The organism is Paenibacillus sp. MY03 (genome assembly GCF_002165585.1).
Lineage (GTDB): Bacteria > Bacillota > Bacilli > Paenibacillales > Paenibacillaceae > Pristimantibacillus > Pristimantibacillus agaridevorans.
The window spans coordinates 311117-328678 of record NZ_MXQD01000004.1; the positions used below are offsets into that span (position 1 = coordinate 311117).

The 17562-nt window shown below is 54.8% G+C and carries 8 protein-coding genes; 2 read left to right on the forward strand and 6 right to left on the reverse strand.

The features are described from left to right. Nucleotides 1-299 precede the first annotated feature (299 nt). Nucleotides 300-1358 (reverse strand): GerMN domain-containing protein, encoded by a 1059-nt coding sequence (locus B1748_RS03975; RefSeq protein WP_087566563.1) that lies wholly within the window; start codon nt 1356-1358, stop codon nt 300-302. Between the two features lie 131 nt (nt 1359-1489). Between B1748_RS03975 and B1748_RS03980 the strand changes: the two genes are divergently transcribed. After that, complete coding sequence (locus tag B1748_RS03980; protein ID WP_087566564.1) at nt 1490-2029, forward strand: phosphatidylglycerophosphatase A family protein; 540 nt, start codon at nt 1490-1492, stop codon at nt 2027-2029. 195 nt (nt 2030-2224) lie between these two features. On the opposite strand, the gene glpX is transcribed toward B1748_RS03980, so the two are convergent. The 5 genes from glpX to B1748_RS04005 all read right to left on the reverse strand — a co-directional run bounded on the left by glpX (nt 2225) and on the right by B1748_RS04005 (nt 15574). Further along, a complete protein-coding gene (gene glpX / locus B1748_RS03985; RefSeq protein ID WP_087566565.1) occupies nt 2225-3196 on the reverse strand; it encodes a class II fructose-bisphosphatase in 972 nt (323 codons plus the stop codon). Between the two features lie 335 nt (nt 3197-3531). Then, the gene (locus B1748_RS03990; protein WP_087566566.1) at nt 3532-11625 is read right to left on the reverse strand and encodes a carbohydrate binding domain-containing protein; all 8094 of its coding nucleotides are present in this window, start codon (nt 11623-11625) and stop codon (nt 3532-3534) included. A 326-nt stretch (nt 11626-11951) separates the two neighbouring features. Continuing rightward, entirely contained in the window at nt 11952-13694 is a 1743-nt protein-coding gene (locus B1748_RS03995) for an extracellular solute-binding protein (RefSeq protein ID WP_087566567.1), read from the reverse strand. Between the two features lie 128 nt (nt 13695-13822). Continuing rightward, nucleotides 13823-14701 carry a carbohydrate ABC transporter permease gene (locus B1748_RS04000; protein WP_087566568.1) on the reverse strand — a complete coding sequence of 293 codons (879 nt, stop codon included), beginning with the start codon at nt 14699-14701 and terminating at the stop codon, nt 13823-13825. Nucleotides 14702-14719: 18 nt separating this feature from the next. Continuing rightward, entirely contained in the window at nt 14720-15574 is an 855-nt protein-coding gene (locus tag B1748_RS04005; RefSeq protein WP_256975540.1) for an ABC transporter permease, read from the reverse strand. 259 nt (nt 15575-15833) lie between these two features. Between B1748_RS04005 and B1748_RS04010 the strand changes: the two genes are divergently transcribed. Next, the gene (locus B1748_RS04010; RefSeq protein ID WP_087566570.1) at nt 15834-17561 is read left to right on the forward strand and encodes a sensor histidine kinase; all 1728 of its coding nucleotides are present in this window, start codon (nt 15834-15836) and stop codon (nt 17559-17561) included. Nucleotide 17562 lies beyond the last annotated feature (1 nt).

Below are 17562 nucleotides of genomic sequence, written 5' to 3' on the forward strand. Positions count from 1 at the left end.
ACCATAAATTGTCAGGCGCCTCCAACACATGCTCAAGAAAACGTTTGCATATCGCCTGCCCCTTCATCTTAGGGATGAAAGGGGTTTCAAACAATCCCGGAATTGTTACATTTACGGCCGCATTTTTAGCTATTTAGAGGTGACATAAACTAAACTTATAATACGAAGCAACTGTCCCGAAGCGTTCGAATAACATGTGAATATCCGCGTTACAAGCGAAAGGACCTCAATTCCACTTCAAAGTGGAGGATGAGGTCCCATTTCTTGCAGAAATTCGTTTTCCAAGCGGGGCGGAAATATTATGATTTCAATGCGTTCACATGATGCGGCCGGCCGACCGGCTTGCTGTAATCGTTGTTGTTGGTGTCCACCAGATTGGACTCGCCATTGATGCGGATCTGGACTTCGGCTTCTCCCGTCGTCTCCGTCAGGGACAATACGACCGCTTGCATCAGTTCCGCTGGCAATTGGACCCCCGTCTCGTAAGTAGCGTCCTCAAGATCGACGACTACGATGCCGTCCTTCTCTTCGATGCTCGCCACTTCAACATCCGGCAAAATGACGCTATTTAACGCTTTTGTATTCTGCGGACCCGCGATGAGCTCATCCATGGCCGCCAAGGCTGGCGAATCGGAGCGTGAGATCAGGCGAGTGATCGGCACATAATATTGTTCGTCGTTCATCGTATCGGCCGAGAAGTACAGCGTCACCGGCGAAGAGTTCGTAATGGCGACGCCGTCCGCCAGCTCGATGTTGATGCCGATTGCACGGGTAAGCTCGCCATTAATCGGGAATCCTGCTACGGGCATTTCTGTCAACGGTTCGCCTTGCACGGATAGTTCTACGCCTTTAATACCGCTCATGGCGGTCAGCGTCCAAGTGATGGATTCGATAATGTCACGCTCGTCCGCCGCGTTGTAGCTAATAAACGGCTCGGAGAAGTCGACTTGGGCGATCTGACGCTCCTTATCGTAGTTGTAGCTCAAAATCTGCGTGCCTTGCGGTATCAGCGCGCGGAAGTCCTCCGGCAGCGTAGACGCGTATGTGCCGCCATCCACCATCAGCTCCAGCGCCTTCTGTCCCGGCATCTCTTCGGCTCCGTAAGCGATCGGAATCGAGATTGGCGCCAAGTAACCGTTTCGATCTTGCAAATACACGGTCAGGCTGGAGCCCCCCGCTTGCCCGTCCACCGGAGCCTGTCCGGTAGGGTCGTTGTTTTCCGTCGTTTCCACCTGTGACGGCGGCGGATCGATCGACTTGCTTGTTTGTTGCGAGAACAGTCCGCAGCCTGCCGTAATGACCGGCAATACGAGTACGGCGGTTAATGCGGTATGGCGAATCCATCTTTTTTGAACCATGATTACAATTCCTCCCCAATGAATATTGCCTGTCGGCTTTGTACAACTCCTTATTTGTAGTACTATGTATACGAGCCCTTCCCTGTTTTAGACCAGTTTTGTCCACAAAATCATGAGGGGGAACAAAGAAGATGAGCAATCCCGCAAAATATAGCTTAAATAGTAAAAAGGTGGCTGAAGCCACAGAAGAATGGCTGGAGAAACGCGGAGTCACCAAAATGGAAATTGCCGAGCTCGTGCATTTCCTGCAGAAGGATTATTTCCCTGAGCTGACGCTGGACGAATGTATGATTCATGTAGATGCCGTGTTGTCGAAGCGCGAGGTGCAGAACGCCGTTCTGACCGGCATTCAGCTTGATATGCTGGCGGAGGAGGGCAAGCTGCTGCCCCCATTGCAGGAGATGATTCAACATGACGAGGGCTTGTACGGCTGCGACGAAATATTGGCCTTATCGATCGTCAACGTGTATGGCAGCATCGGGTTTACGAACTTCGGTTTCATCGACAAAGTGAAACCGGGCATCCTCGTTAGGCTTAACAGCAAGACGGAAGGCGAGATCCACACTTTCCTGGACGATATCGTCGGCGCCATCGCGGCGTCCGCGGCCAGCCGCATCGCTCACCGCAAGCAGGCGGAACGCGAGGGCGTGACGACGCCTCCGCTGGACTAGTAGCGCGCGGATAGCGGCTGTAAGCCGGGATGGTCGGCATATACTCTTGAGCAAATAGAGGGCAATCCCCAAAGTCATCCAACGGAGACTTTGAGGACTGCCCTCTTTTGCGTAAGACATATGTGCTTCTACTCCAAGTAGGAGAAAATTATTCCGATTCGGTAACGAGGTTACCACTCGTCGCCAATACAACATTCAACGCGCTGTCTGGAGGAATGTCTTGTTGGGCAAATAGTGAATGGAGCGCACGAAACGAACCGTTTTTGTTTTGGCGCGCATGACGATGGAATGGGTCTCCGCCCGTTCATCCGGGAAATATCGGACGCCGCCAAGAAATTCGCCCGGGGTGACCCCCGTAGCCGCGAAAATAACATCCTCCGTTCCGACCATATCTTCCATCGTCAGCACCTTGTAAGGCTCAGCAATGCCCATCGCGATGCAGCGGTCGTATTCCGCCGCGTCGGCGGGCATCAATCTCCCCTGCAATTCGCCTCCTAGACATTTCAGCGCAGCAGCCGCGAGCACCCCTTCCGGCGCACCGCCCGACCCCACGTACAAATCAATTCCCGCCTCCGGAAAAGCCGGCGCCATAGCCCCTGCCACGTCCCCATCGGATAAAAATTTGATGCGAACGCCAACCTTCCTTAGCACTTTGATGATCGTCTCATGACGGGTACGGTCGAGAATCATAACCGTCAGATCGGACACCTTTTTGTTCAGTGCTTCCGCCGCTTTGGACAGAGTCTCCTCCAGGGGATCCGTAATGCTGAGCTTGCCGACCAAAGCAGGCCCGTAAGCCAGCTTCTCCATATACATATCCGGCGCATGCAGCAATTGACCTTTGCCCGCGACTGCAATGACGGACAATGCGTTATTCAGCCCTTTGGCGACGATCTCGGTCCCTTCCAACGGATCCACTGCGACGTCGACCTCGGGACCGTTCAAGCTGCCCACCTCTTCGCCAATGTATAGCATGGGCGCCTCATCCATCTCGCCTTCGCCAATGACGACCGTTCCCCTTATCGACACCGAATCGAACATCGCTCTCATTGCGGAGGTTGCGGCTCCGTCTGCTCCGTTTTTGTCTCCGCGGCCCATCCATGGCGCCGAAGCCAATGCCGCCAGCTCCGTAACTCTTACAATTTCTAGCGCAAGCTCTCTCTCCATACTCGCTCTCTCCTCGTAGGTTCATCTCTTTTTTGGGTTACATTCATCTATTAGCACTCATTTTCATTATTTAATATGTATCATATATTTAATTATGACGCAATATATAGGGGTGGAATCTTCATTAAATCATCATTTTTATTTTTGGTCCGTGTTTAAGTCGGTCACATCGATCTACTCTTACAGCTAGGCACACTTTTCCGAAAAACAAAAAAGAGTCCTTACCATGTGGTAAGAACCCTTTTCTCCATTCACTATTTGTTGCTGTCTGCACTGAGACCACTCCCTGCAGCCTTCGTCTGCATCTGGAATGTTCCAGTAGGCACGTTCCCAAGTCAGAACGAGCCGTCCCCTTCGCTTACAAGCGAGCCGTACAACTCAAGCTCCCATAGCGAATATCCCCAAGGCGTGCCGCGAACGGTGCCGTACATCCGGATATGCCTTGCCTCTTCTCCGCCAAGCGCGATTTCGTCCAGTCCTCCGTTGCCGTTTGCCTCGCTGAACAGATCGACCCAATCTCCCTCGCCCGGAACGACGGCGGTTGATGCCTGCAGCTTATATGCCTTGGCGTAAGCTCCCTCCCATTGGAGCGTAATGCCGTCCAGCGCATAAACGCCGCCAAGATCGATAGCGAGCCACTGCGGGTCCGCTCCGGTAACGGACTCCCAACGAGTGCCTGCGTTGCCGTCGAACGCGCGGGAAGCGGCCCCGGCCGCGCCGTTTTCGCTAGACGCGCTTGCGCCGCCAGCGCGAGGGAGCGCCACATTAGGCGCTGCCGTCAGCATCTTTTGCTGCACCGATGCAACGCCATAGCCCGGCGCCTCGATCGCGATGGAATAAGTCGCGATTGCAGGGAATAGCTCCGCAGCCAGCGTGATGACGCCTGCTTCCATCGTCACCTGCGCAAGCGAAGCCGCTGCGCCGTTTACAAGCACGCGAGCTACCGCCGAGCGCCACTCCGCGTCATCGTCGAAGGTCAACGTGATTGGCTGACCCAGCTTATTGTCCACCGAGTCGGCGGCAAGGACCGGCGGAGCCTTCACTTCTTTGATCGCAACGTTGTCGATAAAGACGGTATGTTCCTCGTCCGGCGTCGTTAACGCCCCGCTAACGACATTGCCAAGAAGGAATTTCAGCGACAGATTTACATTCGACGAAGGACGCAGCGTCGTCTTGTGCAAGTCGGCTGCGTTAGTCGTCAAGGCAAACGTTAGCGACTGGTTATTGTTGTAGCCGCCAAGTTCCGTAACAATAGGCCTGCTCGCTGTCGCCCAGGCGTTGAAGCTGAGCTCATACGTCTTGCCCGCTTCCAGCCTGATGCCGGATTGCATAAACTGCGTCGACCACCCTACCGGCACGTTCCAAGTCGGATGCATGCCCCCATGCCAATGGATAACAGCTTTGGCGACGCCATTATCCGCCGTAACGGTAGAGTCCCCTCCTTCGCCTTCCCATGTCTCCCAATTCGCTAGACCTTGCGACATGCCGCCATTCAAGACCAAATTGCCGTCGCCGGCCAGCATCTGCTGAAGCACCGCGACATCCGCATATCCCGACGACTTCAACACGATATCGTAGAGTCCCTCTTCCGCAAAAACTTCCGCCGCGATGACGATCTCGCCGTCGCCCTTCTCGTACAAACCGGCGTCCAGCGCCGTCCCGTTCACCGCAACCTGCGTCAGCGCTTCCGCCCAACCAACCGATGGAGAATGAAGCAGCGCGACGGCTTCGCCGATGCGATTATCCGATTCGTCCGACATGACGGTCGCGGGCTGCAGAAGCGGCGAGTACTGCACAGCGAGTACCACGTTGTCGATCGTTATCGCATGCGCTCCCGAAGGACTGTTCGCCGTCTTGCCGGTCATGATTTTGAGCGCCAAAATTTCGTCCATCGGCATTCTGAAGACGAATTCGAAGCGCCGTTTCTCCCCCGTCAACGCAAGCGCTCCCGAGAAGAACCGCCTGACATAACCCGCATTCTCCAGCGATACCTCGATGTCGCGAGCTATGCTCGCGGATGCTTCGAAGGACAAGACGTAGGTGAGTCCGCCTTCCAGCTTCAGGTTCGACTGGTTCAACATGATGTTCCAACCAGCCGAGCCGACGTTCGTCACGTTAATACGAGCCTCGCCCCCCACGCTCTCGAACGTCGCCGCACCGCCCTGGACAAACGGCTCCCAACCGCTCAGACCGAAATGGAAGTCGCCGTTGCGCACGGGATACAGATCAACTCCCGCGAAATCTACATTTCGGTTCGACGTGCGAATCAGGGTCACATTGTCCAGGTAAACGTCAACCGAAGAGCCGCCAAGCGCAATGTCAAGCTCCGCCTCCGCGTCCGACACGCCGGCCGGCATATCGAACTCCGCTACGGCAATCGTTGCCCGTTCCGTGCCGAGCAGCACGCTGAATGGTCCGGCAAAGACGGCGCCGTCCTTGCCCCGCAGCCGCACCTCAATGCTTCGCGCTCCGTCCGCCCATCCCTCCAGCGACAGCCGGTACGTATCGCTCTGCAGCAGCTCGATGCCCTTCTGACTCAGTACGATATCCGAAGGAGACGCGCCGCCTGCTTCGATACTCGCGCTCAAATAACGTTCGTCGGGCTTCACTCCCAGTACCGCCGAAGCCGTGCCTCCCGCATATACATGCCAATATTTCATGCGGTCCATCGTCCCCAAATCGAAGGAGCCGTTGTAGACGTGATTGCCGTTGTCCAGCGGATTCTTGGGATCGTCCGGCGTGTTTACCATGTCGATCTCCTCGACGCGGACCTTGCCGATCCAGACATCGGCAACATTCTGCCCCACATTGAATTCCAAGCGAGCCGCCGTGTTGGTGTCGCCAGTCATCTGGAACCGATATTCATAGGATTTCACGACTTCCGTTAATCCCGCATCGAAGTTGTCGGAATAGATCGCCCAATTGCTGTTGGCATCCCCGCCGAACTTGATGCTCATATTCCGGGCCGCCGACGCTTTCGCGTCGAAGCTAAGCTTATACGACTTGCCTTTGACCAGCGTCAAATATTGAATGAGCTGCAAAGCGTAATTCGCGTTGCCGCCCGCGGTCAGATCCAGCTTGGCGAACTTCGCTCCGTCTATCGTCTCGACGCTCGCCGTCCCGGAGCCGCCGAACTGATTATCGTGCAGGAAGTTCCAATAGACGGGATCCATGTCCGGCGCAGCATCCGTCACGCTGTTAATGCCCTCCGCAAAGCCGATGTCGTACAAGAAATTCCCGCCTATGGCTTCCTTGCCGCCTTCGGGGAATTCGTCAGCGACAAGCTGCGGCTCAACCGGCTCCGAATAAGGCCGCCCCGTCAATTCGTATACGCGGACGTAATCGACTTCCATTGTCGCCGGGAAAGCACCGGGGTCCGGCAGCCGTCCGCCGTCGTAATTGCCGCCTACCGCGAGATTCATAATGATGTAGAACTCCTTGTCGAACGGAGCCGGGAACGCGTATTTGTCCGGTTGCCCCGTTCCCCAGCTATGCCAGTCGTTAATCGTCTGGTACAGATTGCCGTCCACGTACCATCTCAGCTCGCCGGGCTCCCACTCCAGGGAATACGTATGGAAACCGGTAAAATCCTCGCCTTCCGGGAACACGTAGTGCGAGCCTGTCGCCTTGTTGTTGGGCGCGCCCTTGCCGTAATGGATCGTGCCGTCAACCGTCTCCGGCAGCCTCCCTCTCGCTTCCATAATATCGATCTCGCCGGAGGAGGCCCAGCCGCCGTACTCGGAATCCCTCGGCATCAACCAGAACGCCGGCCAAAGTCCCTGCCCAGCAGGGAGTTTCATGCGGGCTTCGAATTTGCCGTATGCCTTGCCGAACGTCGGCGACGTCCACAACCTTCCCGACGTATACGTCTTGCCGCCGTAGGTGTCCGGTTTCGCTTCCAGTAGCAAGCTGCCATTCTCAACCTTTACGTTGTCTTTCTTGTAATATTGCAGCTCGTTGTTGCCCCAACTGTCGAGGCCGTAATCGCTGCCCGTTCCTTGCTGGTAGGCCCATCTCGCCAGATCAAGGCCGTTGTCGTCAAGCTGCGTGCCCGTTCCGTCGAATTCGTCGTTCCAGACAAGCGTCCACATCTCTTCGGCCAGCACTTCCTGCGAGACGGAAGCAGGCTCGTAGCCGACAGCTTTGATCGTAATGGCATACATGCCCGGTTGTCCCAGCACGCCCGCCGCAAGCGTAATCGTTCCGGCGCCGATCGTATAATCGCCCAGTTCCAATGCCTCGCCGTTGACGATTACGGCATAGATGCCTTCCCGCCAGACCGCCGAGTCAGCGAACGTAAGAGTCAGCGGAGCATCGATCAGATTTCCCGTCGCGTCCGGGGAGACGGCTGGGGGCTTCGGCAACGTAATGTCGTTCGACGTGCGGGCTTTTTCGCCAGTCGCCTCCATGGCGCCTTTCAACTCGAATCTTACGTTATCGATAAACAGCTCATGACCGATCGTCCCGTCCTGATTCGCCATCTTGCCGAGTAGAAATTTGAGACTCGCGTTCTCGTCGCTGTTCATCGTAAATTCGTAGCTGTAGGTTTGCGTGTAATCTTCCAGCCGCGCAGGCTGATTCAAGAACCGCGTGTAAGCCGCGTTCTCTGCTGTAACTTCAATGATGCGCGGCATCGTCGAGCGGGCATCGAACTTCACGATATACGTTTTGCCCTTCTTCAGCTCCACCGCGTCCTGCGAGACCACGATGTCCCAAGGATTCAGCCCGGCGTGCCCGATATCGGCTTTAAGCGCGCCTGATTCCCCGGATACCGCAGCCGCGGACGGACCGTCATAGACGCCCTGCACATGACTGTTCCAGCCAGCCAACCCATCGTCGAAATAACCGTTCTTCGCCAGGAATGCCGCGTCGCGCGCCCCTTTCAACTCCAGCTTGACATTGTCCACATATACTTCATGCGCGGACAGCGCCGCAGCGCCGTCCAGCCTGCCGAGCAGCATCTTAAAGGAAGCCGTCACGTCTGTCGTAACAGGAAGCTCGTAGCTGAACGTCTGCCACTCCGAAGTCAAGCCGACCCGCTCCGATAGCAGCCTCGTATTGCCGGAATCCACGACCAGCTCGGTTTCCCTCGCGACGGTCGAACGGGCGTCGACGGATACGACATAGGTCAGCCCTTTCGCCAGCTCGAAGTCGGTCTGCATCAACATGACATCCCAAGGATTGTTGCCCGTGCTGGACACGAAAGCATTCATGGCGCCTTCCGCAACGGAGAACGACGTAGCTCCGTCCCAACCGTCATACCGCCCCTGCACATGCTCGCTCCAGAATAACTTGCCATTGGAGAAATCGCCGTTCTTCAGCGGGTATTGCGCATTCAGATCGGGTTCTCCTACGTTATTGTTCGTCAGCCTGGTCAGACGAATATCATCCATCCGAACATCGGCATCCGCTCCGCCGAACATCAACAGCAATACCGCGTTGCGATCGTTAGCTCCATCCATGCGAAGGGATACGCTACGGCCCGTCAAATCGCCGGGCTCAAGTGCTGCTTGCTCCTCGTCGTAGACAGCGCCATCCGTCGAAGCTAACGCAACCGTTACCGTTCTGTTGGCTGCGGCGCTTCCTTGGAACGACAGGGAATAATCATTGCCTTCAATAAGCTCGATCCCTCTCTGCGCAAGCACGATGTCCCCTGCCTCGCCCCCTGCCCGGGAGATGCTTACCTCGAGCTGCCTCTCGATCGGATCTACCGAGACGGCCGCTTCCGCTCCCGCTTTCGTGGAAAGCTTCCAGTAAGTGAGTCGGTTCAAATGTCCGAGATCGAAGTTGCCGTTAAATACGTGATTGCCATCCGCCAGCGGCGTCTTGGGATCATTTTCCTTGTAAGGATCCGCCGCAGCCACTTCTTCCAGCTTCACATTCCCGATCCAGACGGGATACGTGGCGAGTCCCATATTAAATTCCAGCCGCGCCAGCGTATCCGTCTCCGCCGTCATCTGGAACGTCATTTCGTAACCTTGCAACGAATCGTTCAGCCTTGCCTCCAGACTGTCGGAGTAGACCGACCAGCCCCGGTTCTCCCCGCCGCCGAGCTTGACGGTCATCGTGCGGCTTGCGTTCGACTTGGCATCGAACGACAGCTTATACCATCTGCCTTTGCCCAGCGTCACGTTCTGAATAAGCTGTACCGCATGGGCCGCGTTTCCTCCGGCTTCGATATCGGCTTTGGCGAACCGCTTCCCGTCGAGTTCTTCCACAGAAACCGTTGCTTGGCCGAGAAACGTGCCTACGGTCACGAAATTCCAGAAGTCCTCGTTCAAAGACTGGCCGGCCTCCGTAACGTTCGTAAAGGTCTCCCCATACTCGCCGTCGTAGACGAAATTGCCGTTTATGGGCGCCTTATATGCATCGGGATATGGCTCCGCATCAATTTGCGGTTCGAGGGGCTCGCGGTATTCCCAGCCATCAGGTTCGTACACACGGACGTAATCGACGAGCATCTGAGCGGGAAGATCGCTTTCCTTCGGCAGTCTCCCGCCGTCGTAATTGCCCCCGATCGCGAGGTTCAAAATCATGTAAAAGGGCTTATCGAACGGTGCCGGATAGGCGTATTTCGCCGGCTGGTCCGCCCCCCAGCTATCCCAATTATTTAAGGTTTGATACAAATTCCCGTCCACGTACCAGCGAATCTCTCCCGGCTCCCACTCCACGCCGTACGTATGGAAACCCGTAATGTCTTCTCCCTCGGGAAAATGGTACTCGTCTCCCGTCGCTTTGTTGTTCGGCCAATTGCGGCCGAAATGGATCGTTCCGCCGACCTCCTCCGGAAGCCGTCCGCGCGCCTCCATAATGTCGAGCTCGCCCGAGGCTGCCCAGACGCCGTATTCGCTGTCCTTCGGCATCATCCAGAACGCTGGCCAGACGCCTTCGCCTGCGGGCAGCTTCATGCGGGCTTCGAACTTGCCGTACGTTTGGGAGAATGTCGGTTCCGTATAAATCCGGCCGGACGTATACGGCTTGCCTTGGTGCGTCTCCTTCTTGGCGGTCACGATCAGCATATCCGTCTCTTCGTCGACGATCATGTTCTCGGATCTGTAATATTGCTGTTCGTTGTTCCCCCAGCCGTCCAGCCCGTATTGCGCGCCGGTGCCCAGCTGGTATCCCCATTTGTCCAAGTCGATTCCGTTGTCGTCCAAATTATCCCCGGAACGGTCGAATTCATCGTTCCATACCAGCCTCCAGGCTTTCTCCGGCTCCGTCGTAGGGCTTGGACTAGGCTCAGCGGACGGCTCAGCGGTCGGACTCGCCGTCGGACCCGCCGTCGGTCCGGTCGTTGGTCCCGTTACCGGCCGGGATGTCGGAGTCGGACTTGGCCGTCTCGTACTGCTGCCTCCCTGAATCGCAATGCCGGCATCGTTCACGATCTCGCCGATGAAGCCGCCATTGTCGCGGAGTTCGCTTCCTTCCGCCCCGTACCGGAAAACAAGGCTATCGATGCGAGCATCATTCTCAAGCTCAATGATCGCTTCGCTCTCCACCTGGAGAGTGCCAACCTGCGATCCCTCGCCAACTACGATGCGCACGGGTCCGCCCTTTTTGTTGACAACAAGCTCGTCTGCATCGGTATCTGTCAGATAAATGCTGTTTACTCCGCCTCCGCTTACGAACAAATTCCCCAAAATCGACGTTCCCTCGAAAAACGCCTCGCCTTCTCCAACCCCCGGCGCAATGTAGACATGGTCCTTTATGGTGGAGTCCATAATCCGAACACCGCTTGTTCCAATCAAAAGGTTGCCTTCATATACAACATCCCGAATAACACTTGCTTTCCCAATGACTTCGCCAGCCAGCGCAGCCAGCAGAGAGACTGCTTCGGCACGCGTTACCGCACGCAGCGGCCGGATCGTCCCGTCCGGATAGCCGTTCATATAGCCGCGGGAGACGAGTCGCTCGATCGCCTTCGCCGCATAGCCGTGAACGGATGCGGCATCGGAGAAGGCCGAAAGGCCCTTGCCCGTCTCCTTCTTCAAGGAAGTGAGATGAAAGGCGGTATCCAAAAGCTTTGCCGCATCCTGCCTTCGAATGGGATCGCCTGGTTTGAATAAACCGCCAGGGAAACCCGAAATTACGCCTGCAGCTGCCGCGTTTCTGACATCCGCCGCATACCATGCCCCGTTCTCCACATCGCTGAACGCAACGGAGCCACCTTCTATGTATTGGAATAAAGTATTTAGAAGCTTCGCGAACTGTGCCCGGGTTACGGGCTCATTCGGGCGCAGCGAGCCGTCCGGATAGCCGGATAGCAGCCCTCGCGCGATCCAATCCCGCATTAACGCTTCCCCCCAGAGCTTCTCGCTCGGAACGGCTGCCTCCTTGCCGGAATCGTCTATCGAAGCGGAAGCCGGCGCCGGAATCAGGCTGCATACGATTGCCAGGATCAAGAACCAACTAAGCCATTTTTTTCGCATGAATGTATACACTCCTAACCTGACATTAATAGAAGAGTTTAATTCGATAACGCTTACATCGACATGAGAAAAGCAGCCTGCCTCCTTGGAGTTCCCACAGAGAAACGCAAAGTTGGCCGGCTGCTTTTTCAGAGGTAGTTTAAAAAAACAATTTTGATCACGAAGTATATCTAGAAGTCAATTCGACGTCGAATCTTGCATTCAGCCGAACCTTACGGTGCTCACGTAGTTCCACTACGCTCCGCTCCTCAGTTTCTAGCTTCATCCAACCTTCTCGGTGCTGAAAATCGATTTTTTAAACCTTATTTTTATTAAAGATTTTGCATTTATTTCGCCTTGTCATACCACTCGTTGACTTCTTTGGTGATTTGCTCGCCGCCCGACTTGTTCCAGTTCTCCACCATCGTGTCGAAGGAATCCAGCGGCTGCTGGCCGTAGATGATTTTGCTGAATGTTTCGTTAAGCAGCTTGTTCAGCAGCTCGTTTTTGCTCTGCATCGTTTCGGTCAGCGGACCCATGTAATAGTTTTTCATGCGAATGTCCTTTTGGTCGACGACGACTTTCATCGCGTCCGTATTTTCTTTGGTACGCGTATTGAACTCTTGTTTCTCGTAAGGCGTCTCGGCCGCCGCGCCGCTTGCCAGCTTCACATGCGTGTCAGCGTACAGGCTTGGAATACGAGCGCCTTCGTAAGTCAGCGCGTAGAAAAGCGGCGGAGCAGCCTTATCCTTTAGTCCAGGGAATAGCTCCGGATACTTCGCGATGTCTGCAGTCAGCGTGCCGTCAGGCAGCAGCGCGTAATCGTAGCCTTCCTTAAAGCCGTTGGCGAACTCGCTGTCCGGTTGCGGGTTAGCCGTGTTTTCGAAGAACCAGTTGTAGTAATGAAGCACAGCTTCCGGATGTTTGGCGTCTTTGTTAATGAAGAGATAACCGTTGGACGGCGGGTTGCCGCCCGCGGAGCCGATCTTGCCGTCGTTGCCGCCAGGTACCGGATAAGCCTTGAAGGTCGCGCCAGGCACGTTCGTTTTCAGATCCGGGAACGGCCATGCCGGCAGCCAGTTCGGTCCGAACATAATGCCCGCTTCGCCTTTCGTAAACAGCTCGGATCCCGCCGTTTCGTCATACAGCGCCGCGTCCTGCGAAATATATCCTTTGTCCATCCATTCCTTCAGCTTGGCGAGCGCTTCCTTGGCAGCCGGGTTGACGGAGCCGTGCTCCAGCTTGCCCTCGGCGTTCAGGTTCCATTGGCCCGGCATGGTGCCAAAGGCGCCGAAAACGAAGCCGATGTCCGTCATCCAGTTGTTAAAGCCGTTCTTGAAGCCCGTAGCGAGACCGATCGTGTTTTTCTGACCGTCCTTGTCGGGATCGCCGTTCACGAACGCGTCCATTACCGTCTCCAGCTCGGCGATAGTTGTCGGCGCTTGCAAACCTACATTTTCGAGCCAGTCCTGGCGGACCCACATGACATGGTCGCCGTTGTAGGCATAGTCGAGAATCGGCAACGCCATTTTGCTGCCATCGCGAGTGATAGGGAGCCAGATAGCAGGGTCAAGCTCGAGACCTGTTTTGTACGTTTCGTTTGCGTATTGGTCGACCAGATCGCCCACCGGCATAAACTGTCCGGAATCGATCAACATGTTGACCGTCTCCAGATCGCCGCGGTACGCCACGACATCCGGCATCTTCTCGCCGGAGGAGAGCATCAGACGAAGCTTCGTTTTGTAGGCGTCATTTGTATTCGTAACAACCCAGTTGTATTTGATTTCGATGCCAAGACGTTCCTTGATCGTCTGCGTCAAAATATTATTTTCGATCGTCTCGCCTTCCTTAAAGATCGCGCCGTTCTCATTCAAGCCCCATACCGTCGTCAATGTAATCGGAGTCGAATATTTGCCGTTTACGAAGCCGTTATCGCCGGCATCCGCCGCTTTCGTCGCCTCGCCGCCCGTGTTGTCCGGCTTGTTCGTTGCCGCACCGCCGTTGCTGCCGCCACTTTCATTGCCCGAGCAAGCCGCGATGGAAGCCGCGCAAGTCAATACCAGCAGCGTAGAAAGCCATTTCTTCTTCATCCTGCTACCCCCTATAAGTTAAATAATGTTATAGATAACGATATTTTCTAAATCGTTATAATGTAATCATAATGCCGCAGCCAAGGCCGTTAAAGACCACAATTTTGTTATTCATGCCCTTTTCTCGCCTATTCTTTGACCGCGCCCAGGATGATGCCTTTGACGAAATAACGCTGCAGGAACGGGTATACGAGCAAGATGGGAAGCGTGCCGATAAAGATCTGCGCCGACTTGACCGTCCGCTGCGAAATGTTCTTTAGTTCGTTGACATCGGGGTTGATTTTATTAAAGTCCTGCTGCACGATAATCGTCTGCAAGAAGGTAGACAATGGATACTTTCGATAATCGGAAATATACAATAATCCGTCGAACCAGGAGTTCCAATGCATGACCATCGTAAAGAGCGAGATCGTCGCGATTGCCGGCATCGAGATCGGCAAGTAAATGCTGAACAACGTTCGAAAGTGTCCCGCTCCGTCGATCAGCGACGCCTCCTCCAGTTCCTTCGGCACCGCCCGAAAGAAGTTCATGAGTAGCACCATATTAAACACGTTGATAGCAAGCGGAAGCACGAGCGCCCAGATCGTATTCATGAGATCGAGATTGCGGATCAGCATGTAAGACGGCACGATTCCGCCGCTAAACAGCATCGTAAACAGGAAGAACCACACATAATACGAACGGCTCTTAAAGCCCCTGCCGTCCTTGGACAAGGCGTAGGCGGCAAGCAGCATAAGCGACATGCCGATGATCGTGCCCAGCACGGTGCGTTCCAGCCCTTTTAACAGCGCGTGATGGAAGTTGTCGTTGTTCAACGTCTTTGTATACGCCTCAAGATTGAAGCCGATCGGCCACAAGCCGACGAGATTGGAGTTCGCCGGAGCGCTTGCGCTAAAGCTGACGGCCAAAATATGCACGAGCGGCAATACGCAAGAGATGCAGATTAAAGCCAGCAATAGATAGTTGAAAACTGAAAACGCTTTATAGCCTTTGGATTTATGATACATGTTCTCTCACCCTCTTTGTCAAAAAATTCGGTATCCCGCGTATTTGTAGGCCATCCGGTAAGAGAACACGATCAGGATCAGGCCAATCAGCGACTTAAACAACCCGACCGCCGTGCCGAAGCTGTACTGCCCGTTCAAAATTGCCGTCCGGTAGACGAAGGTGTCGATGATGTCGCCCTTGTCGTACACGAGCGAATTGTACAGGTTAAAAATTTGGTCAAAGCCGCCGTTCAGGATGTTGCCGAGCGATAACGTGCCTACGACGACCGCGATCGGAATCATCGCGGGAACCGTAATGTGAGTCGTCTGTTTCCAGCGGTTGGCGCCGTCCACCTCCGCTGCCTCGTAGAGAGATGGGTTCACCCCTGCCAATGCGGCGAGGAACACGATCGTATTAAAGCCGAAGTTTTGCCAAATGTCGCTGACCACGACGGTGAATCGGAACCAGTCCCCGTTTCCCAGCCAAAAAACCGAATTCAGTCCCATCGTGTTCAGCATGGAGTTCACGATGCCTTTGCTCCCCAGCATATCCGTCAAAATAGCGCCGAGAATAACCCACGAGATAAAGTGCGGCAAATACACCAGCGTTTGCACGACTCGTTTAAAGAACATTTTCCGGATCTCGTTAAGCAAAATCGCGAATACGAACGGAACGATGAGGCCGAATACGATCTTCAGACTGGAAATAATCAAAGTGTTCCAAATGACCTGCTTGCTGTCCGGATATTCGAACATGAAGCGAAAGTGCTCCAGGCCGATAAACTTCGAGCCTAACATCCCGTCGTACGGCTTGAAATCCTGAAATGCCATAATTAGGCCGCCCATCGGCACATATGCGAAGATCAAAGTAACGATTGCCGCCGGCAGCAGCATGAGATGCAAGGGCCAAGTGCGACTCAGCTTCTCTTTTGCGCGCTCTTGCTGCGTGCTTCGTTTCCCCCGCCTTGTCGTTTCAAGCGGTTCGTTTATCGCACTACCCATTGAAATTGCCCCCTTTCAAAAAATTGGATTGAATTTTTTTGACTCTCCTGTATGATTTATTCTATCAGCGGACTCTCCTGTGCCGACATGCCGCAATCTTTAGAACCATGCCCTTTTCTTGGGGGATATCAAAACATAGAGAGGGATAGCGATGCGATTAAGAGAAAACACGTTCGCCAAAATCATCACCCTGATCGTTCTCTTATTGATACCGATCATATTATTGTATACGCTTTCAACACAGACAAGCATGAACGTCATCCGGGACGAAATGCAGTCGCTAAAGCAGAAGGACATCACCTATCTGGCGAACGAAATCGACCGCAGCGTCACGACGCTGTCGTCGCTCGGCTTCCTGCTCAGCGAAGACATCCATATCCAGCAGTTGCAGACCATCCATCTGCTGGAGAGCGCTTATGAGCGCAACAGCGAACGGCTCCGCATCATGGAACGGCTCCGTCTGCTCAACGTCTCCCAGCGCTGGGACACCCAGTACAGCATCCTTTCTCCGGAGAACGAACAGTTCGTCTCCACCAACACATACCTGCAATACGATCTCGAATCCGTGAAAAAGCTGCTTGCGCCGACATGGCAATACGAAGAGATGATTACGCAAAATTTTAAACAAATGAGGTTCGTGCGGCATATCGTCAAGCCCGCCAGCAAAATCTCGAACGTCGAACAGGCTGGCATCATCGTAGAGATATCCTTCCCCGACGAGCATATTATCAAGGATCTCGACGCGTTTAAGCAGACGGGCAAAGGCGATCCGTTCCTAATGAGCAAGGACGGCGACAGCATTCTGAACCGCAGCTCGGATCCCGAAATAATCGCCAGCATCGGAGAACTTCTCCGCAAGGAGGAGCTTTCTCTCGCCGCCGCCAGCAACGAGATCGTAAAGATGGGCGGAGGCGAATATCTCGTCACCATCGCGCCGATCCGGACGTTGAGCTGGTATCTTGTCGACTACATGCCGCTCCAGGATGTCATGAAGCCAATTGTGAAGACGCAAATTCTGTTCTACGGCTCCGTCATTCTTCTGTTGGCAATGAGCCTGCTTGCCGCCTATCTTCTTTACCGCAACGTACAGCGGCCGATCGGCCTGCTCATTCGCAACGTCAAGCGGCTGCAGGACGGCAATTACGCTACTCGGATCAACGTAAATCCGAAAAACGAATTCGGTTATTTATTCCAGCGATTCAACGATATGGCGGCTGAGACGGAACGGCTGATCGGCAAGGTATACGTCGAGGAGCTTAGGCGCAGGGAAGCCAATGTGAAACAGCTGCAATCGCAGATCAATCCGCATTTTCTGTACAATTGCTTTGCGCTCATCCGCAGCCTGTCCCGCCTGGACAAGAAGGAATCCGTCATGAAGCTGTCCATGCATCTGTCCAAATATTATCGCTACACGACCCGTGTCGAGAAGCTGACTGCCACGCTGCGCGAGGAACTGCAGTTGCTGGAAAGCTACCTGGAAATCCAGCGTTTCCATATCCAGCACATGTCTTACTTAATCGACGTTCCGGAGACAATGTTGGAACTTGAAGTGCCTCGCCTGCTGCTGCAGCCCGTGGTCGAAAATGCGGTGCTGCACGGCATAGAGCGCTTTGACGGGGACGGGCTGATCGCCATTTTCGGCAAGACGGAGGAAGGCTGGCACGAAATTTGCGTAGAGGACAACGGAATTGGCATGACCGATGAGGAGCTGCGAAGGCTGGAAGCCAAAATTCTCGAGACGCCCGACGACAGCACGGGCTGCGCGCTCTGGAATATCAGGCAGCGGCTATTGTTCCAATTCGGAGACGGCGCGACGCTGACCTTCCGGCCGAGACCCGAAGGCGGAGTCGCCGTCTATCTGAGATGGCCCGTCCAATGAC